At 63.0% G+C, this 15,455-nt stretch carries 14 protein-coding genes; 3 read left to right on the forward strand and 11 right to left on the reverse strand.

All coding sequences use genetic code 11. The features are described from left to right. The 6 genes from VMA74_RS10960 to prmB form a co-directional block, all read right to left on the reverse strand. Window positions 1–1,372: FimV/HubP family polar landmark protein (locus VMA74_RS10960; protein ID WP_325366848.1), on the reverse strand; the 1,372-nt coding region annotated here is incomplete at its 3' end. A gap of 169 nt (window positions 1,373–1,541) precedes the next feature. Further along, complete coding sequence (locus tag VMA74_RS10965; RefSeq protein ID WP_325366850.1) at window positions 1,542–1,820, reverse strand: hypothetical protein; 279 nt, start codon at window positions 1,818–1,820, stop codon at window positions 1,542–1,544. Beyond that, window positions 1,820–2,848, reverse strand: a complete 1,029-nt coding sequence (locus VMA74_RS10970) for an aspartate-semialdehyde dehydrogenase (protein ID WP_325366852.1) — start codon at window positions 2,846–2,848, stop codon at window positions 1,820–1,822. The genes VMA74_RS10965 and VMA74_RS10970 overlap by 1 nt, the downstream gene beginning before the upstream one ends. 141 nt (window positions 2,849–2,989) lie before the next feature. Then, window positions 2,990–3,991 carry a D-glycerate dehydrogenase gene (locus VMA74_RS10975; RefSeq protein ID WP_325366854.1) on the reverse strand — a complete coding sequence of 334 codons (1,002 nt, stop codon included), beginning with the start codon at window positions 3,989–3,991 and terminating at the stop codon, window positions 2,990–2,992. Window positions 3,992–4,121: 130 nt separating this feature from the next. Beyond that, window positions 4,122–5,210, reverse strand: coding sequence for a chorismate synthase (gene aroC / locus VMA74_RS10980; protein ID WP_325366856.1), 1,089 nt, complete (start codon window positions 5,208–5,210; stop codon window positions 4,122–4,124). A 135-nt stretch (window positions 5,211–5,345) separates the two neighbouring features. Continuing rightward, window positions 5,346–6,272, reverse strand: coding sequence for a 50S ribosomal protein L3 N(5)-glutamine methyltransferase (gene prmB / locus VMA74_RS10985; RefSeq protein WP_325366869.1), 927 nt, complete (start codon window positions 6,270–6,272; stop codon window positions 5,346–5,348). A 293-nt stretch (window positions 6,273–6,565) separates the two neighbouring features. Here prmB and asd point away from each other — a divergent pair, with 293 nt between their 5' ends. Both asd and VMA74_RS10995 read left to right on the forward strand, forming a co-directional pair. After that, window positions 6,566–7,411 carry an archaetidylserine decarboxylase gene (gene asd / locus VMA74_RS10990; RefSeq protein WP_325366858.1) on the forward strand — a complete coding sequence of 282 codons (846 nt, stop codon included), beginning with the start codon at window positions 6,566–6,568 and terminating at the stop codon, window positions 7,409–7,411. Between the two features lie 149 nt (window positions 7,412–7,560). Further along, the gene (locus VMA74_RS10995; protein WP_325366860.1) at window positions 7,561–8,001 is read left to right on the forward strand and encodes a hypothetical protein; all 441 of its coding nucleotides are present in this window, start codon (window positions 7,561–7,563) and stop codon (window positions 7,999–8,001) included. A 361-nt stretch (window positions 8,002–8,362) separates the two neighbouring features. On the opposite strand, the gene VMA74_RS11000 is transcribed toward VMA74_RS10995, so the two are convergent. Further along, complete coding sequence (locus VMA74_RS11000; protein WP_325366862.1) at window positions 8,363–9,844, reverse strand: transglycosylase SLT domain-containing protein; 1,482 nt, start codon at window positions 9,842–9,844, stop codon at window positions 8,363–8,365. A 308-nt stretch (window positions 9,845–10,152) separates the two neighbouring features. On the opposite strand from VMA74_RS11000, the gene greB reads away from it, so the two are divergent. Further along, window positions 10,153–10,659: a transcription elongation factor GreB gene (gene greB / locus VMA74_RS11005; protein WP_325366871.1), complete on the forward strand. Its 507-nt coding sequence runs from the start codon at window positions 10,153–10,155 to the stop codon at window positions 10,657–10,659. 36 nt (window positions 10,660–10,695) lie between these two features. Here greB and VMA74_RS11010 read toward each other — a convergent pair whose 3' ends face one another. The 4 genes from VMA74_RS11010 to VMA74_RS11025 all read right to left on the reverse strand — a co-directional run. Continuing rightward, window positions 10,696–11,517 (reverse strand): DUF3025 domain-containing protein, encoded by an 822-nt coding sequence (locus tag VMA74_RS11010; protein ID WP_325366863.1) that lies wholly within the window; start codon window positions 11,515–11,517, stop codon window positions 10,696–10,698. Between the two features lie 12 nt (window positions 11,518–11,529). Further along, complete coding sequence (gene rimO, locus VMA74_RS11015; RefSeq protein WP_414649600.1) at window positions 11,530–12,876, reverse strand: 30S ribosomal protein S12 methylthiotransferase RimO; 1,347 nt, start codon at window positions 12,874–12,876, stop codon at window positions 11,530–11,532. 187 nt (window positions 12,877–13,063) lie between these two features. Beyond that, window positions 13,064–14,428: a lysozyme inhibitor LprI family protein gene (locus VMA74_RS11020; RefSeq protein ID WP_325366865.1), complete on the reverse strand. Its 1,365-nt coding sequence runs from the start codon at window positions 14,426–14,428 to the stop codon at window positions 13,064–13,066. 281 nt (window positions 14,429–14,709) lie between these two features. Further along, the coding region (locus VMA74_RS11025) for an AraC family transcriptional regulator (RefSeq protein WP_325366867.1) at window positions 14,710–15,455 on the reverse strand (746 nt) is incomplete at its 5' end.

A 15,455-nucleotide genomic window follows, 5' to 3' on the forward strand; every position in this document is an offset into this window, starting at 1 on the left:
CCGGCGGCGGCACGCGATGCGGCTGAACCACCGGTTTCGGCTTGGCCGGCGCATGAAGCGGCGTGGTCACCACATTGTTGTGCGGGGCCGAGGCAGCGGCGGCCGGCTTGGGCGCACTGGCTGCGCTAGCCAAGGTGGGAGCGGAAGCAGGATGCGGCGCCGACACCGCAGCGGCCGGTTTGCTGGCAACCTCTGGCGCTGGCGCCGGCGTCAGGCTGGCAGCGGGAGCAGCAGGTTTGCCGGCGGCTTTGCGGGCCGCGGCCAGTTGCTTCTGCAAGTCGGCGATTTCGTTGTCTTTCAATGACAGCAGACGCTGGTTCTTGCTGTTGATGTCTTCCAGATCCTTCAGGCGCGATTTCAGCTCGTCGCTCTGCTGCTTCAACGAGGCGAGCGTTTCCTGGCTACGTTGCAAGGCTTGGCGCACGGCGGCGTTGGCGCCAGCCTTGCCGTTTGAGCCACCGGCGGCCTGGCCTTCGCTGCCTGGCGGCACCAGCGCCAGGCGATCGGCGTTGCTGTTGGCCGTCGGTGCGACCGTCGCGTTCTCGCGCGTACCGCCGGCCGCTACGGCCAGCGGCGTGGCAGTACCGTTGCGCCAATCGGTGTTCTGCTGACGAACGGTTGCCGCGGCAGCGGCCTCGGCCGTGGCCAGTGCGTCGTCGCGCGAGGGCACGCGCAGGATCGCACCGGCCTTCAGCGCATTGATGTTGTCGCGGTAGAACGCATCCGGATTGGCGGACTTCAGCGCCAGCATCATCTGGTCGACGTTGACGCCGGACGGCGCAACTTCGGTGGCGATATGCGAAAGCGTTGCGCCCTTCTCCACCGGCCCGAACTGGCCGTTCTTCACTTCCGGCGCGGCGGCGGGGCGGCGCGGCGGCGCGCTGGAGCGGCGCGACGGCACGGCAGCGCTTTCGCTGGCGGGTGCCGAGGTGCTGCTGGCCGGCGCACGGCGGCGAGCCGGCGCGCTGCTGGCGGCCTGCGTGACGCTGGTTGGCGGATCGAGCAGGATCGCGAATTCGCGTACGTTGCTGCCGGTGCTGCTGTTCACTTCTACCAGCAGGTCAAGGTAGGGGTCGTCGACCGGGCTGCCGCTGGTGACGCGGATCACCTTGTGGCCGTTGTCGTCCACCACGGTGAATTGCAGGGGGATGGTTGGCCGCTGGCTGCCCGCCTTGACGAAGGCATCGTTCGGGGCAAGCTCGGCGCTCAGGCTTTGCAGCTCGGCCGGCGTGGCATGGGTGACGGGTATGTCGACCAGCAAGGGCTGGCCCAGTGCCGATTTGACATGCGCCTGGCCCAATTCCACGGCTGCTGCCTGACTGCTGCCCAGCGCGAGCGCCAGCAGTATCGACAGCTTCAACGAACGATTCATCGCTTGGCTCCCCCGAGACACCCCGGACGCTTTACTGAAAAGGCACCGCGGCTTGCGGCGACTTCCTCTTGGAAGGCGTCACTTTAGTTAGATAACCATCAATCAACAATACCAGATTTACCCGTCAAGCCTGTTTCAGGATGGTTTGTTGCACCGGGCGTGACGGCCATCAATGACCGACGGCTGGCGTCTTGGCGCTGTCCTGCGCCGCCTTGAGCTGCTTGCGCAGCTCGGCGATGGCGCGGTCCTGCTGCTGCAAACGATCCGCCGCCTGCTGGCTGGCGGATTCCTGCTGGCTTACGTCCTGCTGCAAACGCTGTACTTCGGCCTGGTGCTGGGCCACGCGCTGGTTGAGCTTCTCGGCCTGGCGCGCGGTGTCGCCAGACGATTGGGCAAAAAGATTCGATACAAGCACGCAACCCAGCAAAACCAGACCGACATGACGCATTACAGGTAATCCTCGATCAGCAATTCCGCGATCTGCACGGCATTGAGCGCGGCGCCTTTGCGGATGTTGTCGGATACGACCCACAGATCAAGTCCGTGGTCGTGCGAGATGTCTTCGCGGATGCGGCCCACGTACACCGGGTCCTGCCCCGCCGCATCGCCCACCGGGGTGGGATAGCCGCCAGGCTTGCGTTCGTCCTGCACGACGATGCCCGGCGCCTGCTCCAGCAGCTCGCGCGCCTGCTCGGCGGTGATCTTGTCGCGTGTTTCGATGTGCACGGCCTCGGAATGGCCGTAGAACACCGGCACGCGCACCGCGGTAGGGTTCACCTGGATGGATTCGTCCTCCAGGATCTTGCGCGTCTCCCACACCATCTTCATTTCTTCCTTGGTGTAGCCGTTGGCCTGGAACTCGTCGATATGCGGGATCACGTTGAACGCGATCTGCTTGGGAAACTTGGACTTTTCCACGTCCTGGAAATTGAGCAGCGAGGCGGTCTGCTTGGCCAGCTCCTCCATGCCGGAACGGCCCGCGCCGGACACCGACTGGTAGGTGGCCACGTTGATGCGTTCGATGCCCACGGCGCGATGGATCGGCGCCAGCGCCACCAGCATCTGCATGGTGGAGCAGTTGGGATTGGCGATGATGCCGCGCGTGGTGTACTGCGCGATGGCGTGCGGATTCACTTCGCTTACCACCAGCGGGATGTCGTCCTGGTAGCGGTACTCGGAGGTGTTGTCGATCACCACCGCACCGGCGGCCGCCGCACGCGGCGCATGCACGCGGCTGACCGAACCGCCGGCCGAGAAGAAGGCGATATCCACGCCTTTGAAGTCGTAGTCGTCCAGGTTTTGCACGGTGATCTGTTTGCCGCCGAACTCCACTTTGCTACCGGCCGAGCGCGCACTCGCCAGCGGCACCAGCTCGCTGACCGGGAATTCGCGCTGGGCCAGGATGCTCAGCAGGGTTTCGCCGACGGCGCCCGTGGCGCCCACCATCGCTACCTTGTAGCTACTCTTCTTGCTCATCTCGTTAGGTCACTTGTCGTAGAAAATTGCCTGGGTTGAAGGATCACCGCGCTGCCAAAACCCAACCGGGGAATGTAGCCTTTGCAGCCTGCGAAAGGCGCGGTACGGCACTGCTGGCGTGAGGTGTATCACGTTTTCGTTTCATGCCCGCTCCCGCGCTTCGGGGTTGAGCAAGGAAGGGGGATGTCCCGCATCGGGCCCGTGGCCCAACGCAGCCAGCAAATTATCGGCGGCCAATTGCGCCATCGCGCGGCGCGTGTCGGCGCTGGCGCTGGCGATATGCGGGCTGAGTACGGCGTTGTCGAGTTCGCGCAGGGCAGGATGCACCACCGGTTCGCCTTCGAACACGTCGAGGCCGGCCGCACCGAGGCGGCCTTCGCGCAGAGCGGCCGCCAGCGCCGCGTCGTCGACGATGCCGCCGCGGGCGATGTTCACCAGCACGGCGGTCGGCTTCATGAGGGCCAGCTCGGCGGCGCCGATGGCATGATGGTTCTGCGCGTTGTACGGCAGCACCAGCATCAGGTGATCGGCCCGCTGGAGCAGCTCGGCCTTTTCCAACCAGCTCGCGCAGCAAGCGCGTTCGATGGCTGCCGGCAGGCGCGAGCGGTTGTGATAGAGCACCGGCATGCCAAAGCCATGCGCGCGCCGTGCAATCGCCTGGCCGATGCGGCCCATGCCGAGGATGCCCAGCGTCTTGCCGTATACGTCCAGGCCCAGCCACTCATCGAAGCGCATGCCGCCGCGCCAGTTGCCCGCGCGCAGCCAGCGCTCCGAGCTGCTCACCCGCCGGGCGGCCGCCAGCAACAGCGCCCAAGCGTAATCAGCGGTGGTTTCGTTGAGCACGTCCGGCGTATTGGTAGCGAGGATGCCCGCTGCCGTGAGCGCGGGCACGTCCAGGTTGTTGTAGCCGACGGCGAGGTTGGCGACCACGCGCAGGCGCTGGTTGCCGGCAATCACTTCGCCATCGATGCGGTCGCCAAGACCGACGATGGCGCCGTCGACGTCGGCAAGTTTTTCGCGCAGCTCGGCCGCCGAATGCTTGCGTTCGTCGGTTTCCGCCTGCACGTCCACGTACCGGGCCAGATGCGCCAGTACTTCCGGGAACAGCGGGCGGGACACCCAGACGTTGTGTTGCTTGCTCATCGTGTTCTTTGTCACCGTGAAAGCTGGCGATCCAGTTTCCACGTGGGCCGGGATGACTGCCCCGGCATGTTTAAGCCCTGCGCTGCAGGAATGACATCCAGCTCGCGCCGTCTCGCCGCATGGCGGCCGATCAGGGAATGCGCGGTTTTATCTCACCCACATCGCCACACTGCGCGCGGTGGCGCAAGGCGTGATCCATCAACACCAGCGCCATCATGGCCTCCGCAATGGGCGCAGCGCGGATGCCGACGCAGGGATCGTGGCGCCCCTTGGTCACGACCTCCACCGAATCGCCCGCCAGGTTCACGCTGTGGCCGGGAATCAGGATGCTCGACGTGGGCTTGAGCGCGATCGAGGCACGCACCACCTGCCCCGTGCTGATCCCGCCGAGGATGCCACCGGCATGATTGGACGTAAAGCCGTCCATATGCATTTCGTCGCGATGCTGGCTGCCGCGCTGCGTGACTGCCGCAAAACCGTCGCCGATCTCCACGCCCTTGACCGCGTTGATCGACATCAGTGCGGCGGCAAGATCGCCATCGAGCTTGCCGTAGATGGGCTCGCCCCAACCGGGCGGCACACCCTCGGCTTCCACGTTGACGCGCGCGCCGACCGAATCGCCGGACTTGCGCAGCGCGTCCATGTATTTCTCCAGCTCAGGCACCTGGGCCTGGTGCGGCCAAAAGAACGGATTGCCCTCGACCGCTTCCCAGTCGAAACCCTGCGGAACGAGCTCCCCCAACTGCGCCAGATAACCGCGAATGCGCACACCATGACGCTCGGCCAGCCACTTCTTGGCGATCACCGCGGCCGCCACGCGCATGGTGGTTTCGCGCGCCGACGAGCGCCCGCCGCCACGCGGATCGCGGATGCCGTATTTCTGCCAATAGGTGTAATCGGCGTGACCCGGACGGAAGGTCTGCGCGATGTCGCCGTAATCCTTGCTGCGCTGGTCGGTATTGCGGATCAGCAAGGCGATCGGCGTACCGGTGGTGTGTCCTTCATAGACGCCGGAAAGCAGCTCCACCTCGTCCGCTTCCTTGCGTTGCGAGGTATGTCGGCTGCGGCCGGTGGCGCGGCGGTCCAGATCGGTGCGGAATGCTTCCGGCGAAATCGCCAGGCCCGGCGGGCAACCGTCGATCACACAACCGATGGCCGGTCCGTGACTCTCGCCGAAGGTGGTGACAGTAAACAGCTTGCCGGTGGAATTGCTGGACACGTGGAAAAACCGATGGGCGTTGGGATGGACCGGGCCCCAGCCGGGGCGGCCTTGCATCTTGCCATGCCCGGCGGCGTTGCGCTTATGAATCGTCGGCGCATCGCCGGGATGCAACGCCTAGCAAACGGCAAGCGCCTAACCGCGACTGCGCTCAAGCGCTGCCGCGCGGATCGCATTGGCATGCTCCACCAGCTCGCGCCGCTCCAGCGCGAACACGCCCATCTGCCCGACCTTGAACTCGACCCAGACGAACGGCACGTCCGGCAACAATGCCACCAGGGCCTGCTCGCTCTCGCCGACCTCGACGATCAGCAGCCCTTCTTCGGTAAGGTGATCGGCCGCTTCGTCGAGGATGCGCAAGCAGGCGTCCAGTCCGTCTTCGCCGGAGGTAAGGCCAAGCTTGGGCTCATGGCTGTACTCGCCGGGGAGTGCCGCGTATTCGTCCTCGGTGACGTAGGGCGGGTTGGAGACGATCAGGTCGTACTTGCGGCCCTGCAAGCCTGCAAACAGGTCGGAACGGATCATGTCCACGCGCTCGCCCACGTGGACCAGCGCCACGTTCTCGCGCGCCAGCGACAGCGCATCGTCGCTGATATCGGCAATGTCCACCTGCCAGTGCGGGTTGTACGCGGCCATGGCGATGCCGATGCAACCCGAACCAGTGCACAGATCCAGCGCACGCTCGACATGCCGGCCATCCAGCCAGGGCGAGAAGCCCGCTTCGATCAGTTCGGCGATCGGAGAGCGCGGTACCAGGGCGCGGCGATCGCTCTTGAACTTGATCCCCGCAAACCAGGTTTCGCCGACCAGATAAGCCACCGGCAGGCGCTCGCTGATGCGGCGCTCGATCAGTTGCAGTACGCGCACCCGCTCCTCCGCGGTGAGCTTGCCGGCGCCGTAAGCCGGCGGGATGTCCGGCGGCAGATGCAGGCTGGCCAGCACCAGATGCGTGGCCTCATCGATCGGGTTGTCGTGGCTGTGGCCGAAAGTGAGACCCGCTGCGGAAAAGCGGCTGGCGCCATAGCGGATAAAGTCGATGATCGTGGCGAGTTCGGCGGTCACGTGGGAACGGTCCGGCTTGGGGGGTGTGAAGTATAGCGATTGCGTGTTGCCGGGCTCATGCGGGTTCATACGATCGACCCTAGGAGCCTGTCGGACTTGAATTGGCCGGGCTGCAAATGCGCCTGCGCGGTCCATATGTCCGTCGCTGCTTGACCCATAGAACCACTATGGGCCGGCGCATCGCCGAACATCTGTCCTCGCGCAGTCGCATTTTCGCCTCGACCATTCAAATCCGACAGGCTCCTAGTCATTCGCGGCCGTCAGGAATCGCTCCGATTCCTTATACTTGCCGGATGACCTTCAAGGTATTCCTGCAATACATCCTTCCCCATCGGGCGTTATCGCGCGTGGTCTACTGGGCTACCCGCTGGACGCTCCCGCCGTGGAAAAATTTCCTGATCGGCAAAATCGTGCGCAGCTACCAGGTCGACATGACCGAAGCCGCGCAACCGGATCCGCTTGCCTATCCCCACTTCAATGCGTTCTTTACGCGCAAGCTGCGCCCCGATGCCCGCCGGGCGGATGCGGCTCCCGGCGCCCTGATTTCGCCGGCCGATGGCCGCATCAGTCAGGCGGGCCCCATCGTCGACGGACGCATATTCCAGGCCAAGGGTCAGTCCTACACGGCTGCGGAGCTGCTTGGCGACGAAACGGCTGCCGCGCCTTATCGCAACGGCCGCTTCGTCACCATCTATCTGTCGCCGCGCGACTATCACCGCGTGCACATGCCTTTGCAAGGCAAGTTGAAAGAAACCGTGCATATTCCCGGGCGCATTTTCAGCGTGGCACCCTTCGCCGTGGATGCGATCCCGCGCCTGTTCGCGCGCAACGAACGGCTGGTTTGCCACTTCGAAGGTGCGCACGGCCCGTTCGCCGTGGTGATGGTGGGCGCGATCCTGGTGTCGTCCGTGGCCACGGTGTGGGATGGCCTGGTGATTCCGCCGTACGCGCCATCGATCCGCCGCAAATCGTTCGAGGGACAGCGCATCGAACTGGATCGCTTCGCTGAGATGGCGCGCTTCAACATGGGCTCCACCGTCATCGTGCTGCTACCGGAAGGTGCCGCCGAACTGGATGCACTCGCCTCGCAGCAAGTCATCAAGGTAGGCCAGCGATTAGGTGAAGTGCATCACACTTGACCGTCGAGACAAGCCTTGCAGACAAGCAAGGCTTGCCGCGTTTTGACATTTGTCGTCATTTTGTGACGTTTTCGGCGCACGCACTCGAAGCAGGCCGCTATCCTCCTGCCCAATCCGCATGCCATGCGGACTGTCCAACGAGGGGCCACATGCAGATTGTCACCCGCCTGATCGCGATGAGTCGCGCCCGGCAGTTGCAGCGTCAGTTCCGGCAGATCGAACGCAGCATCTCCGCTTTGCCGGTACGCACGCGCGCCCGCCTGGGCGTGATGACGCTACGTGAAATCGGCCACGCCTCCCGCTGTGAATTTCCGCACTTGTATGGCACCGCGCCCGAACAGCGCTACCGTCCGTGGGGCCAGGGTACGGACATCGGTTTCAGCCGCGCCCAATCCGACAACCCCGAAGTCGCGCTGCGCGGCATCGCACTCTGGCTGGCAGTGGCGTATCACGAAACCAAGGATTCGCCGCACACCAGCCTGCAACCGCAACACCGGCAGTTTTTACGCGTGCTGCGCGAATTGCGCGACGCCACCGGCGAACAGCCGGACACCATGGCCCAGTGGATGCGCTCAGGCGCGGCGGCCTGAGCTTTCTCTCAGCTACTGACGACGCCGGCTTAGCCATACGCCGGCGTGGCGCAGTGCGCCGCATGGCAGGGGCGAGCGACGAGTAGCGAGGGCGTCACAGCCTTCGCTCCCGCCGTGGATTGGAACGGTGACTGACGCGGCGAGAATTGGATTGCTCCAGGCGGCGTCCGTTTCAAGCAACCTCGCTACTCGTCACTCGGCCTTGGGGCGTCAAGCGGGGGCGTAAATCGGGAATCGAGAATCGGAAATCGTTAGAGCGACACACAGCAAACTTGCGGACGGCCGCTCTTAAAACGATTTACGATTTACGATTTACGATTCCCGGCTCCTTACGATTGACGATTCCCGGCCCCCAACCAACTCACCGACAACTCGGCAACTTCAACACCTGCCCCGCCCTCACATGGTGGAACTTGAGGTTGTTGATGCGCGCAACCTCGGTCTCGCTGCTGCAACCGCCGTGCTTGCGCACGATCGCCGCCAGCGTGTCGCCGCGGCGCACCGTATAGTGCACCACCGGATCGGCGGCCGGCGGATCAGGGAACACCGGCACCACCGCATTGTGCAGATCGCTGGCGAGAATCGGCCATGGGCCGTCCACGCAACGGGCGGCGTAGACCTTCTCCAGCGGCTTGGGGACCTGCAGCACGGCGCCGACCGGCTGCTCCTGTTGCGGATCGAGGCGCGGATTGAGATTGCGCAGGGTACGGAACCAGCCGTCCGGCATGTCGTTGGCCGAACCCAGACACACGGTAAGTTCCGAGATCGAAGCGCTGCGCTTGAGCGTGATGCTGCCCTGCTGGCCATCCACGCGCGGGAAACGCAGGTTGTAGCTGTCCGGATGCAGGAACAGCCAGGCAGCCGCCAGCACCGCCGGCACGTAATCGCGCGTTTCCTGCGACAACTGCGCATAGATGCGCGGGTCGTAGAAGCTCACCGAGGTATCGTCGCCGACCAGGCGCCGCATGCGCCCCTCGCCGCCATTGTAGGCCGCCAGGGTGAGTTCGAGATTGTCATTGAAGGCTTTCAGCTGCTCATTGATGTATTCGGCGTTGGCACGCGCCGATTCGGCCGGGTCGAAGCGCGTATCGAAGCCATCCTGATCGCTCAACCCGAAGCGCAAACCCGTGGCATACATGAACTGCAGCGGTCCGGCCGCGCCGGAACGCGACACAGCATGCACCTTGCCGCCGGATTCCTTGGCCATGATGCCGAACAACAAAGCCTCCGGCAGACCTTGGCTTTGGTACTGCGGCCACATCTCGTGCCGCAGGAACTGATAGTTCACGTAGGCATCCATCAGGTTGCCGCGCCACTGCGTCAGCCACATTTCCAGCGCGGCCTTCACCGGGCCATTCATGGCGATCAATTCCGAGAGCTGGTGCCCGCGTAACAACGTGACGCTGCGTTGCGCTTCCGGCAGGCTGCCGGCGCCGGCCTGACCGGCCAAGGGCGACAGCGGCGCGCTGCTGGTTTCCTCGTCCGGGGTCTCGTCACCGATGAAGCTGCCATCCTTCAAGCGCAGCAAATGGTCGAACACCGAGAAGAACCGCTGCGGGTCGCAGCCTGGCGTGGCGCCGCAGTGTGCAGCGGCATCGCGCAACTGGTCGAGCGAGCCATCCAGCGTTTTCTGCGCATCCTGCGTGTCGCCGGCACGCGTCTGCTGCAACGCGGTTTCGTAACTGCGGCTGGCCTGGTCGAGCTGGCCGTACAACAAGGTGACCGAGGCCGGCGGCGGCTTTGGCGTCACGCTGCCGTTGGTGGCTGCGCAGGCCGCCAGTTGCATCAGCGCTGCCACCGATAAAACCAGACGCAAGGAACGTAGAGCGGGACGATAAGGCATGTCGGGTTACACCGGGTACTGAAGGGCGCAGCCTAAGCCCGGCTGCGCGGGCAGACTCAAACACGTTCTTGTCGATGTCGCGCGGTCTTTTCGATACCGCGCGGCTACACCGCTAAAATCGGGCCCCAGTCTTCGGAAGCTTTCATGCCAGACATTTGCAACAAACGCAACATTTGTTTGCTGGAAACGAGCATCGCCTGCAGCAAGCAGCGCTCGGCTGCGCCCAGATGCGGCCCAGGTTTTCCGTGCGCGTCGAAGCGCGCGCAGGAAACCTGCTTGGGCAGCCCAACCTCGAACCTCGCATCACCATGACCCGCTGGCGGCCCCCTGCGCCACGCTCCACGGCGATCATCACCCGCGAGGGTTTCGAAACGCTCAAGCGCGAACTCGACCATCTGTGGCATACCCTGCGCCCGGAGGTGGTCAAAGCGCTGGCCGCCGCCGCGGCCGAAGGCGACCGGTCGGAAAATGCCGAGTACACCTATCGCAAAAAGCAGCTCGGCGAGATCGACCGCCGCGTGCGCTACCTGAGCAAACGCATCCCTTCGCTGAAGGTGGCCGAAGGCGCGCCCGCCGATCGTGAAACCGTGTTCTTCGGTGCGGTGATCGAACTGGAAAACACCGAAAGCGGCGATACCGTGCGCTATCGCATCGTCGGGCCGGACGAGACGGATGCGAAGCGTGGCTGGATCAGCATCGACTCACCGCTGGCGCGGGCGGTATTGAAGAAGAAGCTGGACGATGAGTTCGAGGCGGAGTTGCCGGGTGGGCGTACCCGCTTTGCGGTGATTGGTGTGGAGTACGTCGAGCCATGAACCACGCGGCTCCGTAGGCTGGGATGAAATCCCAGCCTACGGCAGCGTGGAGACAGCCAGCGGCGCCGGATAACGCCGCCCTTCGCGCAAGGGCTGATAACACGCCGCATGCCGATGAAACGTTTCCTCTTCGCCGGCCGCATGCCAACCCGGCATGCCCGACAGCGGCAACGGCCGCAATTCCTGCGGATCGCGCAAGCAGCGCCCACCGGCAATCGCATCCGCACAGTGGGCGATAACGTCCAATCGGTCCACGCGCTCATCCACCATCACCGCCAGCGCTTTGCCCACCAGCAGCTTGCCAGGTGTCAACGCATGCTCCAGCAAGGCATGGCCAAATACTTCCACCGCGATCGAGCCGTCCTGCCATGCCGCACGCCGGCGCCAAAACAGCTCGTACCAGTCGTGCCGGTCCCATAGCGCCAGCAAGGGTGGATCTTTCACGACCACGATCACGCCGGCTTCGTCGAAATGCGTCTGCGCACATTGCGGGCGCGAACGCTCGCGCCGCCCGACTTGCGCAATCTCGGCCATCTGCTGGCGGTTGAGTGCGCGCTTGAGCTGCGGATAGCGCAGCCAGACCATCGCGTTGAACAGGTCGTGCCAATTGGCCTCGCGCGTGGCGATCAGGCCGCGGGTGGCAATGCGTTCCTCGTAATGCAGGCCGTCTTCCAGCAGCTCGCGCGCCTGGATGGCGAAGCGTTCGCTGGCACCGGCTGGCCAGCGTGCGTTGAGCTGGTCGACCGATGGCCAGCGTGGCCCGTGCAGCCAGTCGGCGTAGTCGTTCCAGCCGTTCAGCGGCGCGTGCGTGAAGACGACCGGATCGACCGCCTCCCGCGCTGGCGCAACATAACGCACGGCCGCATCAAATCAGCTGATGAGCGCGGCGTGCAGATCGTGCTCGTCGGCGGACTCGACCACCACATCCGTGAACTGACCGGGTTTCAATTTTTGCCCGTTGCGGATGTGCACCACGCCGTCGATCTCCGGCGCATCGGCCGCCGAGCGCGCAATGGCGCCCTCGCTGCTCGCGCTGTCGACCAGCACCTTGATGGTGCGCCCGATCTTGCGCTTGAGCTTGGCCGCGGAAATCTCCGCCTGCACCGCCATGAACTGCTCCAGGCGATCTTCCTTCAATTCTTCCGGCACCGGGTTGGGCAGCTCGTTGGCCTTGGCGCCTTCCACCGGTGAATAGGTGAACGCACCTACGCGATCCAGTTCGGCTTCGCGCAGAAAGTCGAGCAATTCCTCGAACTCCGCATCGGTCTCGCCGGGGAACCCGACGATGAAGGTGCTGCGCAGTGTGAGATCCGGCACCTGCTTGCGCCAGTTCTGGATGCGTTCCAGCGTCTTGTCGATATTGCCGGGGCGCTTCATCAGCTTGAGGATGCGGGGGCTGGCGTGCTGGAACGGTATGTCCAGATACGGCAGGATTTTGCCTTCCGCCATCAGGGGCATCACTTCATCCACATGCGGATACGGATAGACGTAATGCAGGCGCGCCCACACCCCGAGTTCGGCCAGGCCTTCGCATAGATCGGTCATGCGCGTGCGATAGGCCTTATCGCGCCAGCTGCGCTCGGCGTATTTCACATCCACGCCATACGCGCTGGTGTCCTGCGAAATCACCAGCAACTCCTTCACGCCGCCCTTCACCAGGCGCTCGGCTTCGACCAGCACCTCATCCACCGGCCGCGATACCAGGTCGCCGCGCATCGAAGGGATGATGCAGAAGCTGCAGCGGTGATTGCAGCCTTCGGAAATCTTCAGGTACGCATAGTGTTTCGGCGTGAGCTTGATGCCCGTATCCGGGATGATGTCCAACAAGGGATTGCGTTGTGGCGGCAGCGCCGCATGCACGGCCTGCATTACGCTGGCGTAATCCTGCGGGCCAGTGATCGCCAGCACGTCCGGATACGCTTCCTTGATCAACTCCGAGCGCTTCCCCAGGCAACCGGTAACGATCACCTTGCCGTTCTCGTGCAGCGCTTCCCCAATCGCATCCAGCGACTCCTGCACCGCCGCATCGATAAAGCCGCAGGTGTTCACCACCACCGCATCGGCGGCGGCGTAACTGGGTACGATCTCGTAGCCCTCCACCTTCAGCTGGGTGAGGATGCGCTCGGAATCGACCAGCGCCTTGGGGCAGCCGAGCGAGACAAATCCCACCTTGGGCGTTGACTCGCTATTAATCTTTGATTCTACGGGGTTTTTCACTGGATCACCGGTTCTCGCAGGGAACTAGGTGCCCTGGCTGACGAAACCCACGATTTTACCCTGTTGAACCGTCCGCCGTCCGGAAAACCGGTCGCCACGGGGGCGTCGCCCCGGCTAATGTCCGCCATGGAAGGCGGACATCTCATATGGAACATTCGCATTGCTGAAGATGGGCTGCCAGTAGGACCTAGTTCTGCGTATCAAGGTCTGCGGGAAGCAATGCATCAAGCAAAAAATCCCCGCGCAGCTTTTTCCGCACCATGCCAAGTACAGGCGTGAAAACGCGGCCGTCCCAGCGCCAAATGCCAAGCAGGAGATCTTCGCTGCAGATGACGTCCCGAGTGGGGCTGTAGCAGCCGTTACCGATTCTCGCCAGCAGAAGCTCGTCCCGCCATTGAACGGGAAACAGAGTATCTCCGTCGAACCACAGGAAGGAGCCGTCGCCAACGTATTTTGCTCGCTGATGGAAATCAGGCAAGAACGCTAATTCGCCAAATCTATCTACAGTTGCGGTTGTTTCTTTTTCCGCCTGCCGCTGCATGGTGGTGAATTTGGCTTGTTGATCCGGTGAAAGATTCACGTCGAGCGCATTGTCATCATTCGTTTTGGCATAGTGGCCAATGATCTGAGCGGCCATCGCCGTGAGTTTCGTACAGTCCTTCTCCGCGCAATAGGATTCCGGAGCTGAAAGGTAGGTGTCGTAACGCAATTGCATGCGCACCGGATCCCCCCAATGCCCGCCTACATAGGGCTGTGCGGTGATGTTGCTCGTAGCGAGTCCGCCGTCGTCGCTGCGCAAGGCGTAGACAATACCCGCATACAGGGACAGCGCGCTGCCATGCGGGCCGATATTAGGCCGGAATACATCCGGAAGTTGGACAGCTTGCACGGTATGGTCGTGCCAACTAAACAGCTGCCAGACCGGAACGCTGCTCATACCATCCTCAACGTAAACACCACCAAAATGTGCGGTGTCGAATAGGATAATCGTGGGGGAATCTGCTGGCACGTAACCAGCAATGCCCGACAGTTTCAGTGCGTCCTGGGGATTGAATGCGAACGATTTTGCATCATCGAGTTTTGGTTCTATTCCCGTACTGAATACTTTTCCATCACCGCTGAGATAAGGCCACCAGTCAACGAGCCGTCCGGTACCCGTCGCCGCCGATGGACTGTCCGACATGTGCTCACCAATCGCTCGTAGAAGAGGTGACGTCGCTTTCGCATCGTTAAACAGATGATCCAGGAAGAGAATGCGATCTTGGTAGACCTTCGCGCCAGCGTCGCCGCCTCGGGATACCGCCGCGTTGCGCTCTGCGAGCCAGTTGCGCTGGTCACGCAGCAAGGCAACGAGTTGCTGCCCCGCGCGCGCATGGGCGCTTGCAAATGAGTGGGAAAGTTGCTCATCGAGTTGCGAAAGCTGTTCGTCCGCGCAGATACGCTGTTCGACATATCCCTTTGCACGTGTGCAATCGAATCCTGCTCCCCATGCTAAGGGACTTACCATTAGCAAGGTGATCGCCAGCAGACCAGCCACCCGGAATCGACTCATACCGCCCCCTGTATGAGAGCAATTCTTTCATAGCAGTTGAGGCAATGACATGCGATATCTGGCGATATCGGGCTGCAGCAGTGCTTTGGAGATGGCAGAACCCGTCTGAATTCATCTGTATGACATTCAGCTGGATGAGTGTCCACCATCGAAAGCGGACGTTACACGTGCGCAGCTTCGCTCAACGACCTCCGACTGGCAAAGGTCAGAATCGGCTTTAACTCACTTCTGGACGTGTGTGTGGCAGGCGGCGCCGAAGCCGTCATGGCAATGGGGACGGCCTACGCACCACTTTTGAATCCACCCCCCTTTTTTAAGCGTTGCCGGTATCGAGTCGGTGGTTCACCCATCACTGCGTTGAATTGGGATGAAAAAGCGCTCGCGCTGGCCAAGCCTGCCTCATACGCGATCTCGGCAACGGTTTTGTCGGTGAGGGTCAACTGCCTGGCGGCCTCCATCAACCTGACTCGCTTGAGAAATTGTTGCCAGCTCAGCCCAAGTTCGCTGGCAAAGCGGCGAGCCAGTGTTCGTTCGGACACGTGGGCCGCGGCTGCAACGTCGGCGAAGCACAAACGCTCGCCGAGTCTTTTCATGGTCCATTCGATCGCACGACGCAGGTCGGGAGACTCCGCGTTTGGAAACCACATCGGGTCCGGGGATTGCGCGGCGTCGATGGCAACGTTCCCCAGGGCTTGAAAGAACACCGCCGACGCCGGATCGCTTGCTGCATCGGTGGCGCTCCAGCGTTGCGCATGCGCAATCATCTGCACCATCAATGCATTGACGGGTATCACCTGGCATGGCTCGCCAAGCTGGCCATCCAGCGCGTTGTCGAACAATACGGAGGATGACGTGGCCGGCCCGGTCGTCCAGATTCTGATCGGGTATGCCTGCCGTATCAACGCGGCGCGGTGAGGAAGCAGCAGGCACGTACGCGCCGGTGTCTCCAGATGGAAAGCGCCCTCGGAAGCGTAGAGCAGATAGGGCTGGTCAAAGGTCCGCATGCCCGTGTCGAAGGCATCGATAA

This window comes from Dyella sp., from assembly GCF_035508675.1.
Classification (GTDB): domain Bacteria; phylum Pseudomonadota; class Gammaproteobacteria; order Xanthomonadales; family Rhodanobacteraceae; genus Dyella_B.